The organism is Hypericibacter terrae (assembly GCF_008728855.1).
In the GTDB taxonomy this organism is placed as follows: domain Bacteria; phylum Pseudomonadota; class Alphaproteobacteria; order Dongiales; family Dongiaceae; genus Hypericibacter; species Hypericibacter terrae.
The window spans coordinates 1,782,303-1,800,410 of sequence record NZ_CP042906.1 but is presented as its reverse complement, the minus strand read 5'-3'; the positions used below and the strand labels follow the sequence as shown (position 1 = coordinate 1,800,410).

Genomic DNA, 18,108 nt, shown 5'->3' with positions numbered 1-18,108 from the left:
AATCAGTCGCTGTTCGCTGCGGTCTTGCCGTGTCCGGGGCGATGATGACGGCGCTCAAGCCCGGACAGCATTCTCGCGGAGCCAATCCCCGAAACGAATCGTACCCAGGCGCGGATGGTCGCCGGGCGTCAGGGACTTGTCGTTCAACTCGGTGCCGAAATAGCGTGCATGGATGTCGGTGATTACCCGACGCTTGTCGTCGGTAGCGGCCAAATAACGCCGCGCAAGGGCGTCGAGAGGAATCGGCTCGGGCCCGGCCACCTCGACCGTGCCATTCACCGGCGCGCCGACCACGATATCGGCCAGGACGGCGGCGACATCGTTCGATGCGATCGGCTGCAGAAGGGCGGGAGAGAGGTGAACGACGTCGCCCTTCATACCCGATTGGATGATGCCCTTGACGAACTCGAAGAACTGGGTCGATTGAAGGATCGTGTAGGGAATCCTGGAGGCCTTGATAAGGTCTTCCTGAACCTTCTTCGCCCGGAGGTAGCCGCTTTCCGGGAGGCGCTGTGTGCCGACGACCGATAGGGCAACATGATGTCCCACGCCTGCGGCGGCTTCCGCGGCAAGCAGGTTTCGGCCCGCGGTCTCGAAGAACTCCAGGACCGCCTTGTCTTCGAACGACGGCGAGTTCGCCACGTCGACGACGACCTGCGCTCCCGAAAGTGCCGCAGCCAGTCCTTCCCGCGTGATGGTGTTGACGCCCGAGGCGGGCGACGCCGCGATGACATCATGGCCTTTTTGGCGAAGCCTGTTCACGAGGTTCGTCCCGATGAGGCCGCTGCCTCCGATGACCACGATCTTCATTGTCTTCTCCTGTGTCCGGCATCGACCGCGTCAGCGCGATCGAGCGAGCGGAGAATGCATGAAGGTCGGCCGAAAGACCTTGTGACGGCCTTGGATTTCCCTTGAGCCCGCGCTGGTTTTTCGTCCAAGCAAGCGGCAATCCCGCCCGTTTCCCTTTAGGTCAGGGTACCCGAGAGCCTGTGCCCCAGGAATTCGCTGTGCTATCAAAGCCCGGCACCGACAGGTGCTGCCCGGTAGCCTGGGCTGCCTGCCCGCCATAAACGCAGGGGCTATGGAGCGCCGACGTGAAGTTTCTGTTCGAACGCTATGTGCTGGACCTCGATCGGCGGGAACTGACGCAGGAGTCCGAGGCGATCGCCATCGGGCCCCAAGTCTTCGACCTGTTGGCCTACCTGGTGAAGAACCGGGAGCGCGTCGTCAGCAAGGACGACCTGCTGGAGGCAGTCTGGAGCGGGCGGATCGTCTCGGAATCGACGCTCACCAGCCACATCAATTCCGTGCGGAAAGCGGTCGGTGACAGCGGCGAGGACCAGCGCCTGATCCGTACGATTCCCCGCAAGGGATTCCGCTTCGTTGGTGCTGTCACGGAAGTAGATTCGACGGTTGGCTTGGGTTCGCCGGAGGTCGGACCGGTCACGCCGGATGAAATGGCGGCGCAGGTGCCGAGCCTCCCCGACAAGCCATCCGTTGCCGTCTTGCCGTTCCTGAACCTCAGCGGCGATTCCCAGCAGCAGTACTTTGCCGACGGTGTGGTGGAGGACATCATCACGGCGCTGTCGCGCATTCGCTGGCTGTTCGTGATCGCGCGCAATTCGAGCTTCACCTATGGCGGCCGGGCGGTGGACGTGAAGCAGGTGGGACGCGAGCTCGGCGTCGGCTATGTGCTGGAAGGCAGCGTGCGCAAGGCCGCGAATCGCGTCCTTATCACCGGACAGTTGATCAACGCGGCGACCGGCGTGCATCTATGGGCCGAGCGTTTCGAGGGGGCCCTGGATGACATCTTCGAGCTCCAGGATCAGGTCGCCGCAAGCGTCGTCGGCGCGATGGCGCCGCAGCTGGAACGCGCGGAGATCGAGCGCGCGAAGCGGAAGCCGACCGAAAGCCTCGACGCCTATGACTGTTTTCTGCGGGGAGTGGCGGACTTGCATCGGGGGAGCCGGGAATCCATCGGCGAGGCGCTGCGGCTGTTCTACAAGGCGATCGAGCTCGACCCGGATTTCGCGTCCGCGCACGCGATGGCGGCCTGGTGCTATTTCTGGCGCAAGGCCAACGGGTGGACGACCGACGGACCGCGCGAGATCGAGGAAGGCGCTCGCCTGGCCCGCCGGGCGGCCGAGCTAGGCAGGGACGATGCAGTCGCGCTCACGAGAAGCGGTCATGCGCTCGGGCATCTGGTCGGCGATCTCGACGGTGGTATCGCGCTGCTCGACAGAGCGCTCGCGCTCAATCCGAACCACGCGCCCGCCTGGTTCCTCGGTGGCTTCCTCAGGGTCTGGCACGGTGAACCGGACGGCGCCATCGAGCATTTCGCCAGGGCCATGCGTCTCAGCCCCCTGGACCCGGAAATGTATCGAATGCAGGCCGGAATGGCGGCGGCGCATCTGTTCGCAAGGCGTTTCGACGTCGCGTCGTCATGGGCGGAGAAGGCGTACCGGAATCTGCCGAGCTTTCTGATGGTGGTCAGCATCATCGCCGCCAGCCATGCGCTTGCCGGCCGGCAGGAGCGAGCGCGACGAGCCATGCAGCATGTGCGTCAACTCGACCCAACCCTGCGGATCTCCACCCTGAAGGATTGGCTTCCGATCCACCGACCGAACGATCTCGCCATTTTCGCCGATGGTTTGCGAAAAGCGGGGCTGCCGGAATGACGGCCGGGCGCCCAATGATGGCGCGAACGAGAGCCTAGGGCCCCGGCGTCTCCAGCAGCAGCATCCTGCCATCCCAGCCTTCGTTGGCGGCGGCGCCGACATGCGCGACCAGCCGTCCCGACTGCAGGGTCTGTGCCAGCACGTCGCGCGCCGCGTCGAACGAGCCCTGCATCCGGTTGAGCGTGATCAGTTTCAGGAGCCGGCGCGGTTGCTGCGCCGCGACGGTGCCCACCATCACCGGCTGGCTGGCGCCGGCCTCGTCGTGGATCACCAGTTGCGTCGGCCAGAGCCGCAAAACGAGCCGCGATCCGTCGGGCCGCGGCAGCAGCCGGATCAGCACCGGCGGCCGGCCGTCGTCGAGCCGCGGCAGGACCGGCAACGCTTCGGGTCCCGGGTTGGGCAACAACCAGGCGAGCAAGCTGGAGAGACTCCATCGGACGGGTTCGCGCCAGCCGGCTTCGTCGAGCTTCCGCGCAACCGCCCGCGGCGGTCCGACCCAGGCCACGGTGAAGGGCTCCTCGTAATGGCCCTTCAGATCGATCCGCCGCTCCGGCAGCGCGTTCCATCCGCCCTGGCGCCAGGCCTCGAGCGAAATCGCCTCGGTCTGCTGGCGCACACCATAGAAGGCCAGATCGCGGTCATGGTTGCTGTGAATGTGGAAGGCGCCGATGCCGACCAGGGCCGCCACTGCGGCCACGGCCAGTCCCCTGCTGTGGATCCGTTCCGGACGGTGATGCAGATAGACAGTGCCCAGCAATGTCAGCCAGGCAGCGCCGAAGGCGAGGCCCGCGCTGACATCCGAGAACCAGTGGGCGCCGAGATAGAGCCGCGAGATTGCGATCAGGCTGACGAGGCCGACGGTGAACGCGATGAAGATGCGGCGCCCGAGCGGCTTCATCTCCCGCGTCGCCAGGAAGGCGAGAAAGCCCCACATCACGATGTTGACCGTGGCGTGGCCGCTGGGAAAGGAAAAGGCGCCCCAGCCGCTATAGAGATCGGGCGCGGGCCGCGGCCGGTAGAGCATCATCTTGAGGCCGGTATTGAAAAATGAACTGAGCGTGACCGCCGCCATCCAATAGAGCGCGGTGCGCCAGGCCCGCTGCGACAGCAGCCACAGCAGCACCGCGAGCGTGATGCCGATGACCACGACCGGATCGCCGAGCTCCGTGACCGCCACCATCAGCCCGTCGCCCCAGGGCGAGCGCAGGTTCTGCAGCAGCCCGAAGATCGCGGAATCGGCCCGCACCAGCGGCTCGCCACCCACCACGCCTTCGAGGATCGCGAAGAACAGCCAGAGCGTCGCCACCAGCAGCGCCACGGCGACGATCAATCCGCGCAGCTCGCGCTCGCCGGGCTCCAGCAGCGATCGCATCAGCCGCTGCGGCCAGCGGTCGCCGGTGACGGCCCAGGCGTCCGCCCGGCCCGCGAGGCGGCCGATCCAGGGAATGAAGATCCGCAGGATGAGCCGCATCAGCCACAGGGCCAGGAGCAACACGGCCACCAGCAGCGCGATGAAGATCAGCAGCCGCCCGGCCACCGCCCCCGCCAGGGTCAGCGAGGCCCCGACCGCCACGCCGGGTAGGATATGGGCGAAGGCCCACATCGCCGCGGAGAGGATGACCGCGGGATAGAACCGCGCCGGCGGCAATAGCAGGATGCCAGCGAAGAGCGGCACGAAGGCGCGGGTTGCCGGGAGGAAGCGGCCGAACAGCACGCTCTTGCCGCCATGGCGCGCGAAGAAGCGCTCGGCTTCCTCGACCAGGCGCGGATGGCGGCTGAAGGGCCAGCGGGTGACGATCGAACGGCCGTAAATGCGACCGACATTATAGGCGATGGTGTCACCGACGACGGCGCCGAGGATGACCCAGCCGGAGAGCGGCCAGAATTGGATCGCGTCGGTCGCGACCAGCGCACCGATTGCGATGATCAGGGTCGAGCCGGGAACGACCGCGCCGACCACCGGGAGAGCCTCGACCATGGCCGCGAGAAACCCCAGCCCATAAGCGAGCGCCGGATTGGCCGCGAAGAAGTCGAGGAACTTATGCAGGTAATCAAGCATGTGTGACCCGCCGACCGTGCACCCGGCCATGCCGCACCCGCCTCGCCAGCCTCCGTCGAAGGACGGCGTCAGAAGGCAACGGGTGCGCGCGGGTCATTCTCGCGATGGCGCGGGGGGCTCAGCCCGCGAGCTTCTTCTTCAGAAGCTCGTTCAGCATGGCGGGGTTGGCCTTGCCGCCGGTGGACTTCATCACCTGGCCGACGAAGAAGCCCAGGAGCTTGTCCTTGCCCGAGCGGTACTCGGCCACCTTGTCGGCCTGCTCGGCCATGACCTTGTCGATCGCGGCCTCGATGGCGCCGGTGTCGGTGACCTGGCGCAGACCCTTCTCCTCGACGATCGCCCTGGCACCCTTGCCGGTCTCGACCATCGCCTGGAACACGTCCTTGGCGAGGCGGCCAGAGAGGGTGTTGTCGGCCAGCAGATCCACCAGCTCGCCCAGCGAGGCCGCCGAGACCGGGGAGTCGCCGATTTCCTTGTTCTGCTTGTTCAGCACGCCGAACAGTTCCGAGATGACCCAGTTGGCCGCCAGCTTGGCATCGCGACCTTTCGCGACGCTTTCATAGAAGGCCGCCGTCTCCCGCTCGCCCACCAGCACGCCCGCGTCATAGGCGGAGAGCCCATAGGCCTTGATGAAGCGCGCCTTTTTGACGTCGGGCAGCTCCGGCAGCGTCGCCTTGATGCTTTCGACCCATTTCGCATCGAGCTCGAGCGGCAGCAGGTCGGGATCGGGGAAATAGCGGTAGTCATGCGCATGTTCCTTGCTGCGCATCGGCCGCGTGATGCCCTTGCCGGCGTCGAACAGGCGGGTCTCCTGCTTGACCGTGCCGCCATCCTCGACCAGCTCGATCTGCCGGCGCGCCTCATGCTCGATCGCCTGCTGCACGAAGCGGATCGAATTCACATTCTTGATCTCGCAGCGTGTGCCGAGCTCGCCGCCGGGCTTGCGTACCGAGACGTTGACGTCGCAGCGGAAGCTGCCCTCGTCCATATTGCCGTCGCAGGTGCCGAGATAGCGCAGGATCGAGCGCAGCTTCTTGAGATAGGCCGCGGCCTCCTCCGAGGAGCGCATGTCCGGCTCCGACACGATCTCCATCAGCGCCACGCCGGCGCGGTTGAGATCGACATAGGTCTTCTTCGGATGCTGGTCGTGGAGGCTCTTGCCTGCATCCTGCTCGAGATGGAGGCGCGTGATGCCGACCTCGCGCGACCGCCCGTCGGGGAGATCGAGGATGATGGTGCCCTTGCCCACGATCGGCTGCAGGTATTGCGAGATCTGATAGCCGGCCGGGAGATCGGCATAGAAATAATTCTTACGGTCAAACACCGAGCGCAGATTGATCTGCGCGTTCAAGCCCAGGCCCGTGCGCACCGCCTGCTCGACGCAATAGCCGTTGATCACCGGCAGCATGCCGGGGAAGCCGGCATCGATCAGACTCACCTGCGTGTTGGGCTCGGCGCCGAACGCCGTGGCCGCCCCCGAGAACAGCTTCGAGTTCGAGATCACCTGGGCATGGACCTCGAGCCCGAGCACGATCTCCCAGGCGCCGGTGCGGCCCTGGATCAGATTGCTGTCGTTCGCCATCACATCGTTCATGACCGTTACGCCTCCGGCCGCGCGGTGAAGGCCGCGGCCTTTTCCAGCACCTGCCCCGCCCTCAGCAGCGTCGCCTCGTCGAATGCCTTGCCGATGAGCTGCAGGCCCAGCGGCAGACCCTCGGCCGAGAGCGCCGCCGGCACCGAGATGCCCGGCAGGCCCGCGAGGTTCACGGTCACGGTGAAGACGTCGTTCAGATACATCGCCACCGGATCGTCGCTGTTCTCGCCCTCGGCGAAGGCCGCCGTCGGTGTCGCAGGCGTCAGGATCACGTCGACCTGCTTGAAGGCTTCGGTGAAATCGCGCGCGATCAGGCTACGCAGCCGCTGCGCCCGCAAGTAATAGGCGTCGTAATAGCCGGCCGAGAGCACATAGGTTCCGATCAGAATGCGCCGCTTGACCTCGGCGCCGAAGCCGGCGGCGCGGGTGAGCTCATACATCTCATCCAGCGTGTCGGCCGGAACGCGCAGGCCGAACCGCACGCCGTCATAGCGCGCGAGGTTCGAGGAGGCCTCGGCGGGAGCGATGATATAGTAGGTCGGCAGCGCGTATTTCGTATGCGGCAGCGAGATCTCGACCGGAATGGCGCCGGCGGCCTTGAGCCATTCGGCGCCCTGTGCCCAGAGCGTCTCGATTTCGGCCGACATGCCGTCGACGCGATATTCCTTCGGGATGCCGATCTTCATGCCGCGGATGTCGCCCGTAAGCGCGGCGCGGAAATCCGGCACCGGCAGATCGACCGAGGTCGAATCCTTCGGATCGTGGCCCGCCATGGCGCCCAGCATGATCGCGGCGTCCTCCACGCTGCGGGTCATGGGGCCCGCCTGGTCCAGCGACGAGGCGAAGGCGACGATGCCCCAGCGCGAGCAGCGGCCATAGGTCGGCTTGATGCCGACGATGCCGCAGAAGGCGGCCGGCTGGCGGATCGAGCCGCCGGTATCGGTGCCGGTCGCCGCCATCGCGATGCGTGCCGCAACCGAGGCGGCCGAGCCGCCCGAGGAACCGCCGGGTACCAGCACCGAGGGATCGCCCTTGCGCTTCCAGGGATTGGCGACATGGCCGTGATAGCTGGTCATGTTGGAGGAGCCCATCGCGAACTCGTCCAGATTGGCCTTGCCCAGCATGACGGCGCCGGCCTTCCAGAGATTGGTCGAGACGGTCGATTCATAGGTGGGCTTGAAGCCCTGCAGGATATGCGAGCCGGCCGTGGTCGGGACGCCCTCGGTGCAGAACAGGTCCTTGATCGCCAGCGGAATACCGTCCATGGCGCCGGCCTTGCCGGCGCGGCGGCGCTGGTCCGACGCCTCGGCCATGGTCAGGGCCTTCTCGGGCGTCTCGGTGATGTAGGCATTGAGGTGGCGTGCGGCCGCCATCGCCTCGAGATGGGCCTGCGTCAGCTCCCTGGCGGAGAAACTGCCCTTGGCGAGCCCGTCGAGCGCGCCGGCAATCGTGAGATCGGTGATCTTGGTCATGGTTGCGGTCACTCCACGACCTTGGGGACCGAGAAGAAGCCGGCCGCGGCATCCGGCGCATTGGCCAGGACCCGGTCGCGGCAATTGCCGTCGGTCACCTCGTCCTTGCGCTTGGGCAGGGCGAAGCGCCCGACGCCGCTCATCGGCTCGACGCCCGAGACATCGACCGCGTCCAGTTGCTCGACCCAATGCAGAATGCCGTCCAGTTCCTTGGCATAGCCGTCGAGCTCCTCATCCGTGAGCTTGAGGCGGGCGAGAGTCGCGATATGGGCAACGGTCTTGCGGTCGAGCGACATGGGAATCCTAAGGATGGCTCCGGTAAACGGCCGGGGAGAACGCTCCGGGAATGTCGGGAGGCGGGGAAAATATCACCCGCCCCCGGGGCCCGCAACAGCGCCTTCCCGGGCGCCGGAACGGCCAAACTGCCCGATTTCCGCCCGATTCTCGGGCGTTTGCGTCCTATTCCCCGGCGTTAACCGCGCCCCTCGCCACTGCCGAGGTTGCAGATCGCAGGAATTTCACGTCAGACTGGTTCTATCGACCTGATTTTCACCCTCTGCGATTTCGCCCGAGGGCCCGGCCCCCGTCCCGACAGGGACATAGCAATTCGACGAGCCCTCGCGCCCGATCACCCATGTCCCTCCTCCGCACGTCACGCCACGTCCTGACGGCCCTTGCCGTCCTGCTCGCCCTTTCCCACCCCGGCTTCGCCGCTTCGACGGGCGAGCCGCTGCCGGGAACGCTTTTCAAGGCAACCGACAGCTATGTGAAGTCGCTGCTGGCCAAGGCGGGCCTTTCGCCGCGCACCATGACCGACGGCGATGTCGCCATCGACTGGCATGTCGACGGCACGAACTACCCCGGCTTCGTGAATCTGGACCGGAATCCCGACGGCCAGATCTGGAACCTGCGCGTGGCCGCGATTCTCCCGGCCAAGCCCAAGGAAGACCCCGACCCCGCCATGCTGGCCGAGTTCATCAATCGGTGGAATCGGGTCGAAGGCATGATCACGCTCTATACCGGGGACGACGACATCCTGATCGCCTCGACCAACATGCCGGTCGAGTACGGAATCAACCCCGCGGAATTCGAAGCCAACGGGCTGCACCGGTTCGAGCAGACCTTGAGCCGCATTCGCGATCAGCTCGACGAGTTCTCCAGCAGCTACAACTCGACCCGGAAGAAAGCCGATATCAGCCAGTTGCCGGCCCAGGCCGTAGGGCTGCTGGAGCTGAACGACGGCTACTGCACCGCCAGCGTGGTCGGCGCCGACGTGATTCTCACCGCGGCCCATTGCCTGTTCAATTTCGCCGGCAGGGCGGTCAAGCCCAAGCGTTTCCGCGCCGCCTATGTCGACGGCAAGGCGGTCGTCGAGGCCGGCGTCCTCGACGTATTCGTGCCGCCGGAGTTCGACATCACCCGCATCTTCAGCGCGAACGGCATGGAAGGCCATGACTGGGCCTTCGTCCGGCTCGACCGCGCCATCGGCGACAAGACCGGCATTCTTCCCATCAAGGAACTGGATTCCGCGACGCTCGACCGCATGATCGGCTCGCAGGATTACCAGGTGTTTCGGGTCGGCTATGGCAGCTCGATGGAGCTCACCATGCAGAGCGATTGCCGCCTTGCGCATGTGTGGAAGGACAATACCTACGCGCATCTCTGCCATATCGAGCCGGGCGATTCGGGTTCGCCAGATCTGCTGTTCGAGAATGGCAGCTACAGCATCATCGGCATCGACGAGGCGATCATCGACTTTCACGACATCAAACACGCCAATGTCGCGGTTTCGAGCACCGCCTTCATCAATGCGCTGCCGGAGTTCCTGAATCATGCATCGACGCGCGACGCTTCCGAGAAGTCGGAGAACGCAGGCACCCGCAGCACCCGGTAGAGACGATTCCTTGCGCGCACCCCTCGCCGGACTCGCCTTCATCCTGACGTTCGTCGCGTCCCTCGCCGCCGGTTTCGCGGACGACACGGCCGCGGGGCCCATGACCGTGGCGCAGGCATCGCAGGCCGTCCAGGATCTCGGGCTCGACACCAAGCCCTCGGGCGACGCGAAGGAGATCGAGGTCACCTGGATCAAGGGCAAGGTGCCGGTGCCGGGCTCCATCGCCCTCACCGTCGATGCCCATGGCAAGGTTGCCGCCATCGATCCGCTGGCACCGATCCCCGCCGACAGGATCCTGTTTCTCAGCCGCGAGATCCTGCACGATTTCGCGCAGCGCTGGAACAACAGGAATCTGGGGCCGACGCATCTCGATCTCGAAAACAGCGGCGTGCTCGTTCTGACCGCCACCTATCCGCGAACGCCGGCGCCCTATGACGCAACGCGGATGAAGCGGGACATCGGCGCGTTCCGCACCACGCTGGACCGGGTCCTCGACGACCTCGCCCAGGAAAGCAAGGCCCACCAGTCCCAGGGCGACAAGGCCTACGCCTCGGACTGGGAGCTGGCCGACCCCTCGAAAATGCCGGCGCGCGCCGTCGGCCGCCTCGAAACCCAGGGCGGCTTTATCTGCACGGCCACCCTGGTCGCCGAAGATATCGTCCTGACGGCGGCCCATTGCGTCATGGACGACAAAGGCCGCCATGTGAAGCCGCTCCTGTTCAATGCGGGAAGCGATCATGGCGATGCGGTGGCGACGGCCAATGTGACGGCGGTCCATGTCGACCCGGACTACGACCCGGTCCATCAGTTCGACGGCAAGACCATCGACAATCCCGCTTTCGGCCGGGATTGGGCGCTGCCGACGCTGGATTCGCCGATCGGCCGGCAGACCGGGATCATCGACGTCTTTGCGGCGACCAAGCCCGACCTCAATGGCATCGTCGACGACGCGAAGTCCGATGTCATTCAGATCGGCTATGGCGGCCAGGGCGGTTTCCGCCCGAAGCTCCGGCATAGCTGCGGTCCGGCCGATGTGCTGGATGCGCGTTACTACACGACCCAGTGCGGCCTGGTGAAAGGCGATTCCGGATCGCCGCTGCTGCTGCATCAGGGCGACAAATACCGGATCATCGGGATCAACTATGCCTGGGTCGATCTCGATTACGTCAATCACGTGTTCCTGGTGGTCGGCAGCGCCGCCTTCGCCCCGACCCTGAAGGACCTCGGTTCCGGCAAGCTGCAGGCGACGCCGGTGGAGGACTGGATCAAGGACCCCAACGTGGATTCGCGGGCCGGCGCGATGGGACAGCGCGCCAGCGACCTGCGCTGACCCGCCCCGCCGGCAGCTGCGGGTCCCCGGGGTCCGGCGGATTTCCTCTCGAAGCGCCGAGCAAAACGGCAGCGATCCAGGCATAATGTCCTCAAGGGGGGCGGCCAAGGCCCTCGGAGTCCCGATAGCCGAGGTTCGGATGCGCCCCTCTGCCTTTACTGCCGGCCTGCTCGCCTTTCTGATCGGCGTCACGCTTTGGGCCTGCCCCGGCCCGGCCCTGGCTTTCAAGCCGCCGAGCGACAGCCGCATCGCGACGCCGCTCTATCGCGTCTCGGCGGCCCTGCTGCAGTCGCTGCTCTCGGACGAGGGCATCCTCAGCAAGATCGACAGCGAAGGCGATGTGGCGCTCACCTTTCAGGCCGCGCAGCATGATCTGCCCGGATGGATCGTGCTCGACCGGGTCGACGAGCGCGAGATCTGGAATATCCGCTTCACCACGATCATTCCCCAGGAACTGACGGGCGATCGCGACCGGGATGCGCTCATCGCCTTTGCCAACGCCTGGAATCGCGACGAGATCGCGCTCAAGCTCTATCTCGACGAGGACGGCCAGATCGAAGCCGAGCATAACCAGCCGGTTCAGTTCGGGATCAATCCCGACGAGTTCAAGGAGAATGGGATCCGGCTCTACCAGGACGCGCTGGCCCGCGCCCTGAACGCCCTCGCCTCACCCGACAGCGGCGCCAGCGACGGCGCCTCGAACGGCCAGCAGACCCAGGAAGACACCGACAATCCGCATGGCGACACGCCCGGCGAACCGGTCGATGCCAGCGTTCCGCCCGCGCGCGCCATCGGGCTCCTGGAAATGTCGGATGGCGGTCTCTGCTCGGCCTCGGTCGTGGCCGAGAACGTGATCCTGACCGCCGCTCATTGCCTGTTCGACGAGGATCACCGGAGCGTCGTCGCCGAACGCTTCAGCGCCGGCTACGACCAGGGCCATTTCATTGCGACGGCCCTGATCCGCGACGTCTACATGCCGCCCGAGTTCGATCACAAGCGCTTCCTCGAGACCAACGAGGTCGATGGCTATGATTGGGCGCTGCTGCGTCTCGATCGCGGCGTGGGCCAGGATACGGGTGTCCTTCCCATCCGTGCGCTCGATCCGCAAGACCTCGAAGCGATGGTCGAGGCGAACGGACCCTCCATGACCCAGATCGGCTACGGCAACGAGCAGAGCGACCATCCCGTGGCGCGGCGCAACTGCCATCTCTCCATGGTCTGGAAGGACAATACCTACGCCCATCATTGCGGCACCGTTCCCGGCGATTCCGGCTCGCCCGACCTGGTCTGCGAGAACGATGCCTGCGTCATCATCGGCATCGAATCCGCCGAGGTCGACTTCCGGGAGCTGAAAGGCGCCGATATGGCCGTCTCCGCGGCCGCTTTCGCGGCCGCCCTGCCCGACTTCGTCGCCAGCGCCCCGCAGGAAGCCGCCCTTCCGCCTCAAGGCAAGCAGGGCCAGTTGTCGAGATTCCAGCCATGAGCGCTGCCATTTTCAACCGATTGCGCGAAGCCCCCGCTTCGCGCGAAAATTCCACGCCGGCTGCCGAACTCATGCGGGCCCCTCGGCAGCCCGCCCTGGGAGGATCGATGTTGCGTTCCGTGTTCCTGACCGCCGGCCTGACGGTCCTCCTGGCCGCCGTTGCGCCCGGGCCCCTGTCGGTTCCGGCCCTGGCGTTCGATGCGCCGAAGGGAAGCCGGCTCGACAGCGCGCTCTACAAGCCGTCGGCGGAGCTGGTGCGCTCGCTGCTGAGCGACGAACACATCAAGAGCAAGATCGACGGCGAAGGCGACCTCGAGGTCACCTTCCACGGCAACGATGTCCCGCTCGAGGGCTGGGTCGTGTTCGACAAGCTCGATGACGGAACCATCTGGAATCTGCGCTTCACCGCCCCCATTCCGTCCTCGGAGATCCGTGGCATCGACCGCGAGGGCCTGCTGCGCTTCGCCAACAACTGGAATCGCGACGAGATCGCCGTGAAGCTCTATGTCGACGATGACGGCAACCTGCAGACCGAGCATGACCTGAATGTGCAGTTCGGGGTCAATCCGCAGGAGTTCCAGGAGAACGGCATCCGCATCTATGAGAGCGCGCTGGGCCGCGTCGTCGACGGCCTGGCCGAGGCGCGCGGTAGCGACAGCAACAGCGACGACAGCGGATCGAGCAACTCCAGCAGCGGCAGCGTGCCGGAGCCCAAGCCCGACACCGGCAGCGCCAACAGCGGTGCCACCGACAATCAGCAGCCGCAGAAGAGCATGATCCAGCCGGACGAGGGCGACGGAATCTGACGCCGGCCGGAGCCCGAGCGGCCCTGGCTCAGGCCACCGGAATGGCCGGCGGATCCAGGAGCTCGGGCTTGCCGCCCGCCAGCTGGGGAGCTGATTCCCGCAGCTGATCGTGGGGGATGCCCAGCGGAATGGCACTGGCAACGTCCAGCCTCGTCACCTGATCCGGCGTCAGCTTCACCTCGACCGCGCCCAGCGTATTGTCGAGCTGACCCCGGCTGCGCGAGCCCAGGATCGGAACAAGCCCCACCGTCGAACGCGCCGATTTCTCGAGCAACCAGGCAATGGCGATGTGGGTCGGCGTGGTCCCGGCCTCCTTGGCGACCGCCAGCACCGTATCCAGCAGCGCCGTTTCGCGCGCCGATCTCTCGGTGTGAACCAGCATGCCGAGCTTGGCGAGCCGGTTGGTTTCTTCCTTCTCGCGATATTTGCCGGTGAGGAAGCCGCCGCCCAGGGGCGACCAGAGCGCGGCACCGAGGCCCAGCGCTTCGGCCATCGGCAGGAGCTCGCGATCGCCCGTGCGCTCGGCCAGGCTGTACTCGACCTGAATGCCGACAATGGGCAGCGAGCCGCGCAGCTCGGCCAGGGTCGCGCCGCGCGCGATTCGCCAGGCTGGGAAGTTCGACAGGCCCGCATAGAGGATCTTGCCGGCGCGCGCCAGATCGTCGAAGCCGCGCAGGATCTCTTCCATCGGCGTCATGCCGTCCGCCATATGCGTCCAGAGCAGATCGATGCGATCGGTCTTGAGCCGCTTGAGGCTCGCCTCGACCGACCGGATCATGTTCTTCCGGCTGTTGCCGGTCTGCAGCAGCCCGTCCTCGGGCGTGGTCTGCAGGGTGTATTTGGTCGTCAGCACGAAGTGATCGCGGTTGGCGCCGATGAACTCGCCGACCATCGGCTCCGACTGGCCGAGCTGATAACCATTCGCCGTGTCGATGAAATTGCCGCCCGCCTCGACGTAGCCGTCGAAGATCTTCCGGGCCTCGTCGCGATCGGCGCCATGGCCCCATCCCGTGCCGAAGTTCCCGGCGCCCAGCGCCAGCTCGGAAACGCGCAGGCCCGTATGGCGGCCGAACAGCTTGTAACGCATGGAGCTCTCCTATCCTTCGGTGGCGGGCGCCACGGTTAAATGTCGATCATCATCATTGAATACATGATGGCGATCATTTATATTGTCAAGCCGACGGACGTGACGTTGGAGCGACCCATGAAAGTCAGTCGAGAACAGGCCGCGCGCAATCGGGAGCGCGTTCTCGCCGCGGCCGCGAAACTCTTCCGCGAGCGGGGTTTCGAGGGCGTGGGCGTGGCCGACGTGATGCACCGCGCCGGCCTCACCCATGGCGGCTTCTACGGCCAGTTCGCCTCCAAGGAGGAATTGGCGGCCGAGGCCTACGCCCGCGCGATCGCCGAGACGGTGGCGCGCTGGGACAAGCTCGCCGACCGGCCCGGCGGAAAGCCTTTGTCGGCCCTGATGCAGGCCTATCTGTCCCCCCGTCACCGCGACGATCCGGGCCTGGGCTGCCTGCTGTCCGCGCTCGGGCCCGAGGTCGCCCGCCAGAGCCCCGCGATCCGCCGCAGTGTGACGGAAGGGTTCCGCACCCTCATTGATCGTCTGACAGGATTGATTCCCGGCCGTTCGGCGGCCGCGAAACGCAAGAGGGCCCTCGCTGTCTTTTCGAGCCTGGTGGGAGCGATGGTCCTGGCGCGGGCGGTCGACGACCCTGCCCTCTCCGAGGAGATCCTGCAGGCCATGTCGGCCTCGCTCGCGCCCGCCGCCTCCTGATCCGGGCTTACCCGCCCGGATCGCACTTCCAACTTTCGAGGACCAGAACCGAATGAACGTTTTCGAGGAACATCGAGGCCGCCTCACCGGCCTCGAGCAATTGCAGCTCCTGATGAAGACGGGCCGGCGCCCGCCGATCGCGGAGACGCTCGACTTCAATCTGGTCGAGGTCGAGAAAGGACGCGCCGTCTTCGAAGGCGTACCGGGACCGCATGCCCTCAATCCGATCGGCAGCATGCATGGCGGCTACGCGGCGACGATGCTGGACTCTTGCTGTGGCTGCGCCACTCATTCGGCGCTGTCAGCCGACCAGGGCTATACGACCGTCGAGCTCAAGATCGCCTACCACCGTGCCATTACGCTCGAGACGGGGGCGGTCCGCGCCGAAGGGAAGATCGTGACGATCGGGAAACGCGTGGCCTTCACCGAGGGTCGCCTCGTCGATGCCGGCGGCCGGCTCTACGCTTCGGCGACCTCGACTTTACTGGTGTTCGAGCTGAAGGCACCGAAAGAGCCGAAAGACTAAGCGCCGCTGGCCGCGTCAGCGCAGCGCGGTCCAGACCGCGAGCAGGCCGAAGCCGACCAGGATCAGCCCCGACAGGCGGTTGATCCAGACCAGAAGGGCCGGTCCCAGACGCGTGCGCAGCCAGCCGACGGCGTTGCTGAGGAACAGCCACCAGACCGCGGAGCCGGTGAACACGCCGGCGATCGTGATCAGCGCCGCCCCGATGCTGCCGGCGCTCATGCCGCCCTGCGCGCCCGCACCCAGACCGAGCCCCGCGAAGACCGCCGCGAAGGAGAGAATGGTCGCCGGGTTTGTCAGGGTCAGCGCGAAGGTCGAGACGAAAAAACCCGCCAGGTCGCGGGCGCTGCGCGACGGCGTCGCCGCCTCGGTCGCCGGCGGCCGGCGCATCCCGCCGATACCGAGCCAGATCAGGAACAGCCCGCCGGCCATCGCCAGCCAGCGCTGCTGATCGACCAGCAGAGCCGAAATCGCGGTGATACCGAAGGCGCCGATCGCGCCATAGACGCCGTCGGCCGTGGCGGCGCCTATGCCGGTGACGAAGCCGGCAAGCTTGCCCTGCGCCAGGCTGCGGCGGATGCAGAGCAGGCCGATGGGTCCGACCGGGGCGGCGATGGCGAGTCCGATCGCCAGGCCCTTCAGCAGCAGATCCAGATCGGACATGATTGCGGGCCCTCGCTCATTCGACGGCCCAACGCACGGCCTCGACCAGCACATAGCCGCCGAACAGCAGCAGGCCGACGGCACAGACGCGGTTGAAGGAATGCAGCCATTGCTGGCTCAGCCGCTTGCGCATCGCGAGCGAGAGGGCGACCAGGAAAAACCACCAGCCGACCGACCCCACCAGCACGCCCAGCACCAGCTGCAGCACGAAATGGACGTCATAGGCGCTGGCCGTAGTGAGGTTCTCGCCTTCTTCGGGCAGCGCACCGATCGCGACCATCACGGCCACGAAGGAGAGCAGCGTCATCGGATTGGCGAGGGTCAGGACCAGGATCGAGAAGAACTGCCCGGCGAGCCCCACCACGGTGAGGCTCTTCTCCGCGATCCGGTCGGCGATATGGCTGCGCCAGCTGACGATCGCGAGGGTCACCAGGATGACGCCGCCGATGAAGGCGAGCCACTCCCGCTCGGCCATCAGGAAATCGCCGATCAGCGACAAGCCGGCGACGGCGACGAGACCATAGATCGCGTCGGCCGTGCCGGCGCCCAAGCCGGTTGCGAGGCCGGCTGGCCAGCCGCGTGCCAGCGTGCGCCGAACCAGGATCAGCGCGGTGGGACCCACCGGCGCCGCGATGGCGAGACCGACGAGAACGCCCTTGACGAAGAACGCGCCGGGAAATCCGTCAAGCATCGGATGGCGCCCGGCTGTCCAGCGTCGAGGTTTCCTTGGCGGTCGAGAGCGCGATCACGCTGTGCGTGCGCGCCACGCCGGCGATCGCCTTGATGCGCCGGCCGATGATCTGTTCGAGATGGGCGGGGTTGCGGGCGCGAAGCTTCAACAGATAGGAGTAGTCGCCGGTGATGTGATGACACTCCAGCACTTCGGGCATCTCGCGCATTCGCCTGATGAACTCCCCCTCGCCCGCAGGCTTGTCCATCAATACGTGGATGAAGGCGAGGATGTCGAGTCCGAGGGCCTCGGGATTGATTCGCGCCTGAATGGCGATCAGCGCCCCAGAGGATTTCAGTTTCTTGACGCGTTCATTGACCGCTGACACGGAGAGCCCCACCGCACGGCCGAGTGCCGCCAGGGGCCGCTCGCCATCGCTTTGAAGGAGCTGGATAATTTTTCTGTCTAACTCGTCCATGGCCGCATAATTTACTGCCTGATTTGATATTTTCAATATTTTTTACGGAGGCCAGACAGGCGTCCGGCTTGCCGTGAGAGCGGCTCCGCTTTAGGAAGAAGCCATGCCGCTCCTCGCCCCCGCCGCCTTGCGTGAAACCCTGCCGCCGAAAGGCGCGCTCCTGGGCCTCGATGTCGGGACCAAGACCATCGGCATCGCGATCTCCGACCCTGGCCGCAGCGTGGCCTCGCCGGTCGAAACGATCCGCCGCACCAAGTTCAGCGACGATGTGCTGCGGCTCGAGGCGCTGATCGACAGCCGCCGCGTGATCGGATTCGTGATCGGCCTGCCGGTGGCGCTCGACGGCAGCGAAGGGCCGCGCTGCCAGTCGGTCCGCCAGTTCGCCGCCAACCTGATGGCGCGGCGCGATCTCCCCACTCTGCTCTGGGACGAGCGCTTCTCCACCGCCGCGGTCGAGCGCTTCCTGGTGGACGAGGCGGATATGAGCCGCAAGCGCCGCGCCGAGGTGGTGGACAAGATGGCGGCGGCCTACATCCTCCAGGGCGCGCTCGATGCGCTGAATCGCGCCACCTGAAGGGCTTGGCCCCGGGTCTCCCCACGCCAGTTGACCGGACCCCCGCCCGTCGCCAGAGTGCGCCCACCAATTCGGGCTTATCGCATCAACCTCTGCCACGGACC

17 protein-coding genes are annotated in these 18,108 nt (G+C 66.1%); 8 read left to right on the top strand and 9 right to left on the bottom strand.

What is annotated here, in order from left to right:
• Nucleotides 1-54 precede the first annotated feature (54 nt).
• Nucleotides 55-810, bottom strand: a complete 756-nt coding sequence (locus FRZ44_RS08265; protein ID WP_151176741.1) for an SDR family oxidoreductase — start codon at nt 808-810, stop codon at nt 55-57.
• A gap of 284 nt (nt 811-1,094) precedes the next feature.
• On the opposite strand from FRZ44_RS08265, the gene FRZ44_RS08260 reads away from it, so the two are divergent.
• Complete coding sequence (locus FRZ44_RS08260; protein WP_151176740.1) at nt 1,095-2,678, top strand: winged helix-turn-helix domain-containing tetratricopeptide repeat protein; 1,584 nt, start codon at nt 1,095-1,097, stop codon at nt 2,676-2,678.
• A gap of 34 nt (nt 2,679-2,712) precedes the next feature.
• Here FRZ44_RS08260 and FRZ44_RS08255 read toward each other — a convergent pair whose 3' ends face one another.
• The 4 genes from FRZ44_RS08255 to gatC all read right to left on the bottom strand — a co-directional run bounded on the left by FRZ44_RS08255 (nt 2,713) and on the right by gatC (nt 8,099).
• Nucleotides 2,713-4,737, bottom strand: a complete 2,025-nt coding sequence (locus FRZ44_RS08255; RefSeq protein WP_191908481.1) for a bifunctional DedA family/phosphatase PAP2 family protein — start codon at nt 4,735-4,737, stop codon at nt 2,713-2,715.
• Nucleotides 4,738-4,855: 118 nt separating this feature from the next.
• Entirely contained in the window at nt 4,856-6,331 is a 1,476-nt protein-coding gene (gatB, locus tag FRZ44_RS08250) for an Asp-tRNA(Asn)/Glu-tRNA(Gln) amidotransferase subunit GatB (RefSeq protein ID WP_225308597.1), read from the bottom strand.
• A 5-nt stretch (nt 6,332-6,336) separates the two neighbouring features.
• The gene (gatA, locus tag FRZ44_RS08245; protein ID WP_151176738.1) at nt 6,337-7,803 is read right to left on the bottom strand and encodes an Asp-tRNA(Asn)/Glu-tRNA(Gln) amidotransferase subunit GatA; all 1,467 of its coding nucleotides are present in this window, start codon (nt 7,801-7,803) and stop codon (nt 6,337-6,339) included.
• An 8-nt stretch (nt 7,804-7,811) separates the two neighbouring features.
• A complete protein-coding gene (gene gatC, locus FRZ44_RS08240) occupies nt 7,812-8,099 on the bottom strand; it encodes an Asp-tRNA(Asn)/Glu-tRNA(Gln) amidotransferase subunit GatC (protein WP_151176737.1) in 288 nt (95 codons plus the stop codon).
• Between the two features lie 338 nt (nt 8,100-8,437).
• Between gatC and FRZ44_RS08235 the strand changes: the two genes are divergently transcribed.
• The 4 genes from FRZ44_RS08235 (at nt 8,438) to FRZ44_RS08220 (ending at nt 13,316) form a co-directional block, all read left to right on the top strand.
• Nucleotides 8,438-9,697, top strand: a complete 1,260-nt coding sequence (locus FRZ44_RS08235) for a trypsin-like serine protease (protein ID WP_191908480.1) — start codon at nt 8,438-8,440, stop codon at nt 9,695-9,697.
• 10 nt (nt 9,698-9,707) lie between these two features.
• Nucleotides 9,708-11,027: a trypsin-like serine peptidase gene (locus FRZ44_RS08230; RefSeq protein ID WP_191908479.1), complete on the top strand. Its 1,320-nt coding sequence runs from the start codon at nt 9,708-9,710 to the stop codon at nt 11,025-11,027.
• A gap of 139 nt (nt 11,028-11,166) precedes the next feature.
• Entirely contained in the window at nt 11,167-12,510 is a 1,344-nt protein-coding gene (locus FRZ44_RS08225) for a trypsin-like serine protease (protein ID WP_191908478.1), read from the top strand.
• A gap of 107 nt (nt 12,511-12,617) precedes the next feature.
• Entirely contained in the window at nt 12,618-13,316 is a 699-nt protein-coding gene (locus FRZ44_RS08220) for a type III secretion system chaperone family protein (protein ID WP_191908477.1), read from the top strand.
• A gap of 28 nt (nt 13,317-13,344) precedes the next feature.
• On the opposite strand, the gene FRZ44_RS08215 is transcribed toward FRZ44_RS08220, so the two are convergent.
• The gene (locus FRZ44_RS08215; RefSeq protein WP_151176732.1) at nt 13,345-14,403 is read right to left on the bottom strand and encodes an aldo/keto reductase; all 1,059 of its coding nucleotides are present in this window, start codon (nt 14,401-14,403) and stop codon (nt 13,345-13,347) included.
• Nucleotides 14,404-14,520: 117 nt separating this feature from the next.
• Between FRZ44_RS08215 and FRZ44_RS08210 the strand changes: the two genes are divergently transcribed.
• Both FRZ44_RS08210 and FRZ44_RS08205 read left to right on the top strand, forming a co-directional pair.
• Complete coding sequence (locus tag FRZ44_RS08210; RefSeq protein WP_151176731.1) at nt 14,521-15,096, top strand: TetR/AcrR family transcriptional regulator; 576 nt, start codon at nt 14,521-14,523, stop codon at nt 15,094-15,096.
• A gap of 52 nt (nt 15,097-15,148) precedes the next feature.
• On the top strand, nt 15,149-15,622 hold the full coding sequence (locus FRZ44_RS08205; RefSeq protein ID WP_151176730.1) for a PaaI family thioesterase: 474 nt from the start codon (nt 15,149-15,151) through the stop codon (nt 15,620-15,622).
• A gap of 15 nt (nt 15,623-15,637) precedes the next feature.
• On the opposite strand, the gene FRZ44_RS08200 is transcribed toward FRZ44_RS08205, so the two are convergent.
• From FRZ44_RS08200 to FRZ44_RS08190, 3 genes are read right to left on the bottom strand one after another with little or no spacing between them, the layout of a single operon-like run.
• Entirely contained in the window at nt 15,638-16,282 is a 645-nt protein-coding gene (locus FRZ44_RS08200) for a LysE family translocator (RefSeq protein WP_151176729.1), read from the bottom strand.
• Between the two features lie 16 nt (nt 16,283-16,298).
• Nucleotides 16,299-16,973: a LysE family translocator gene (locus tag FRZ44_RS08195; RefSeq protein WP_151176728.1), complete on the bottom strand. Its 675-nt coding sequence runs from the start codon at nt 16,971-16,973 to the stop codon at nt 16,299-16,301.
• On the bottom strand, nt 16,966-17,430 hold the full coding sequence (locus FRZ44_RS08190; protein WP_151176727.1) for an Lrp/AsnC family transcriptional regulator: 465 nt from the start codon (nt 17,428-17,430) through the stop codon (nt 16,966-16,968). The genes FRZ44_RS08195 and FRZ44_RS08190 overlap by 8 nt, the downstream gene beginning before the upstream one ends.
• A 103-nt stretch (nt 17,431-17,533) precedes the next feature.
• Here FRZ44_RS08190 and ruvX point away from each other — a divergent pair, with 103 nt between their 5' ends.
• Nucleotides 17,534-18,004 carry a Holliday junction resolvase RuvX gene (gene ruvX, locus FRZ44_RS08185; RefSeq protein ID WP_151176726.1) on the top strand — a complete coding sequence of 157 codons (471 nt, stop codon included), beginning with the start codon at nt 17,534-17,536 and terminating at the stop codon, nt 18,002-18,004.
• The last annotated feature ends 104 nt before the right edge of the window (nt 18,005-18,108 follow it).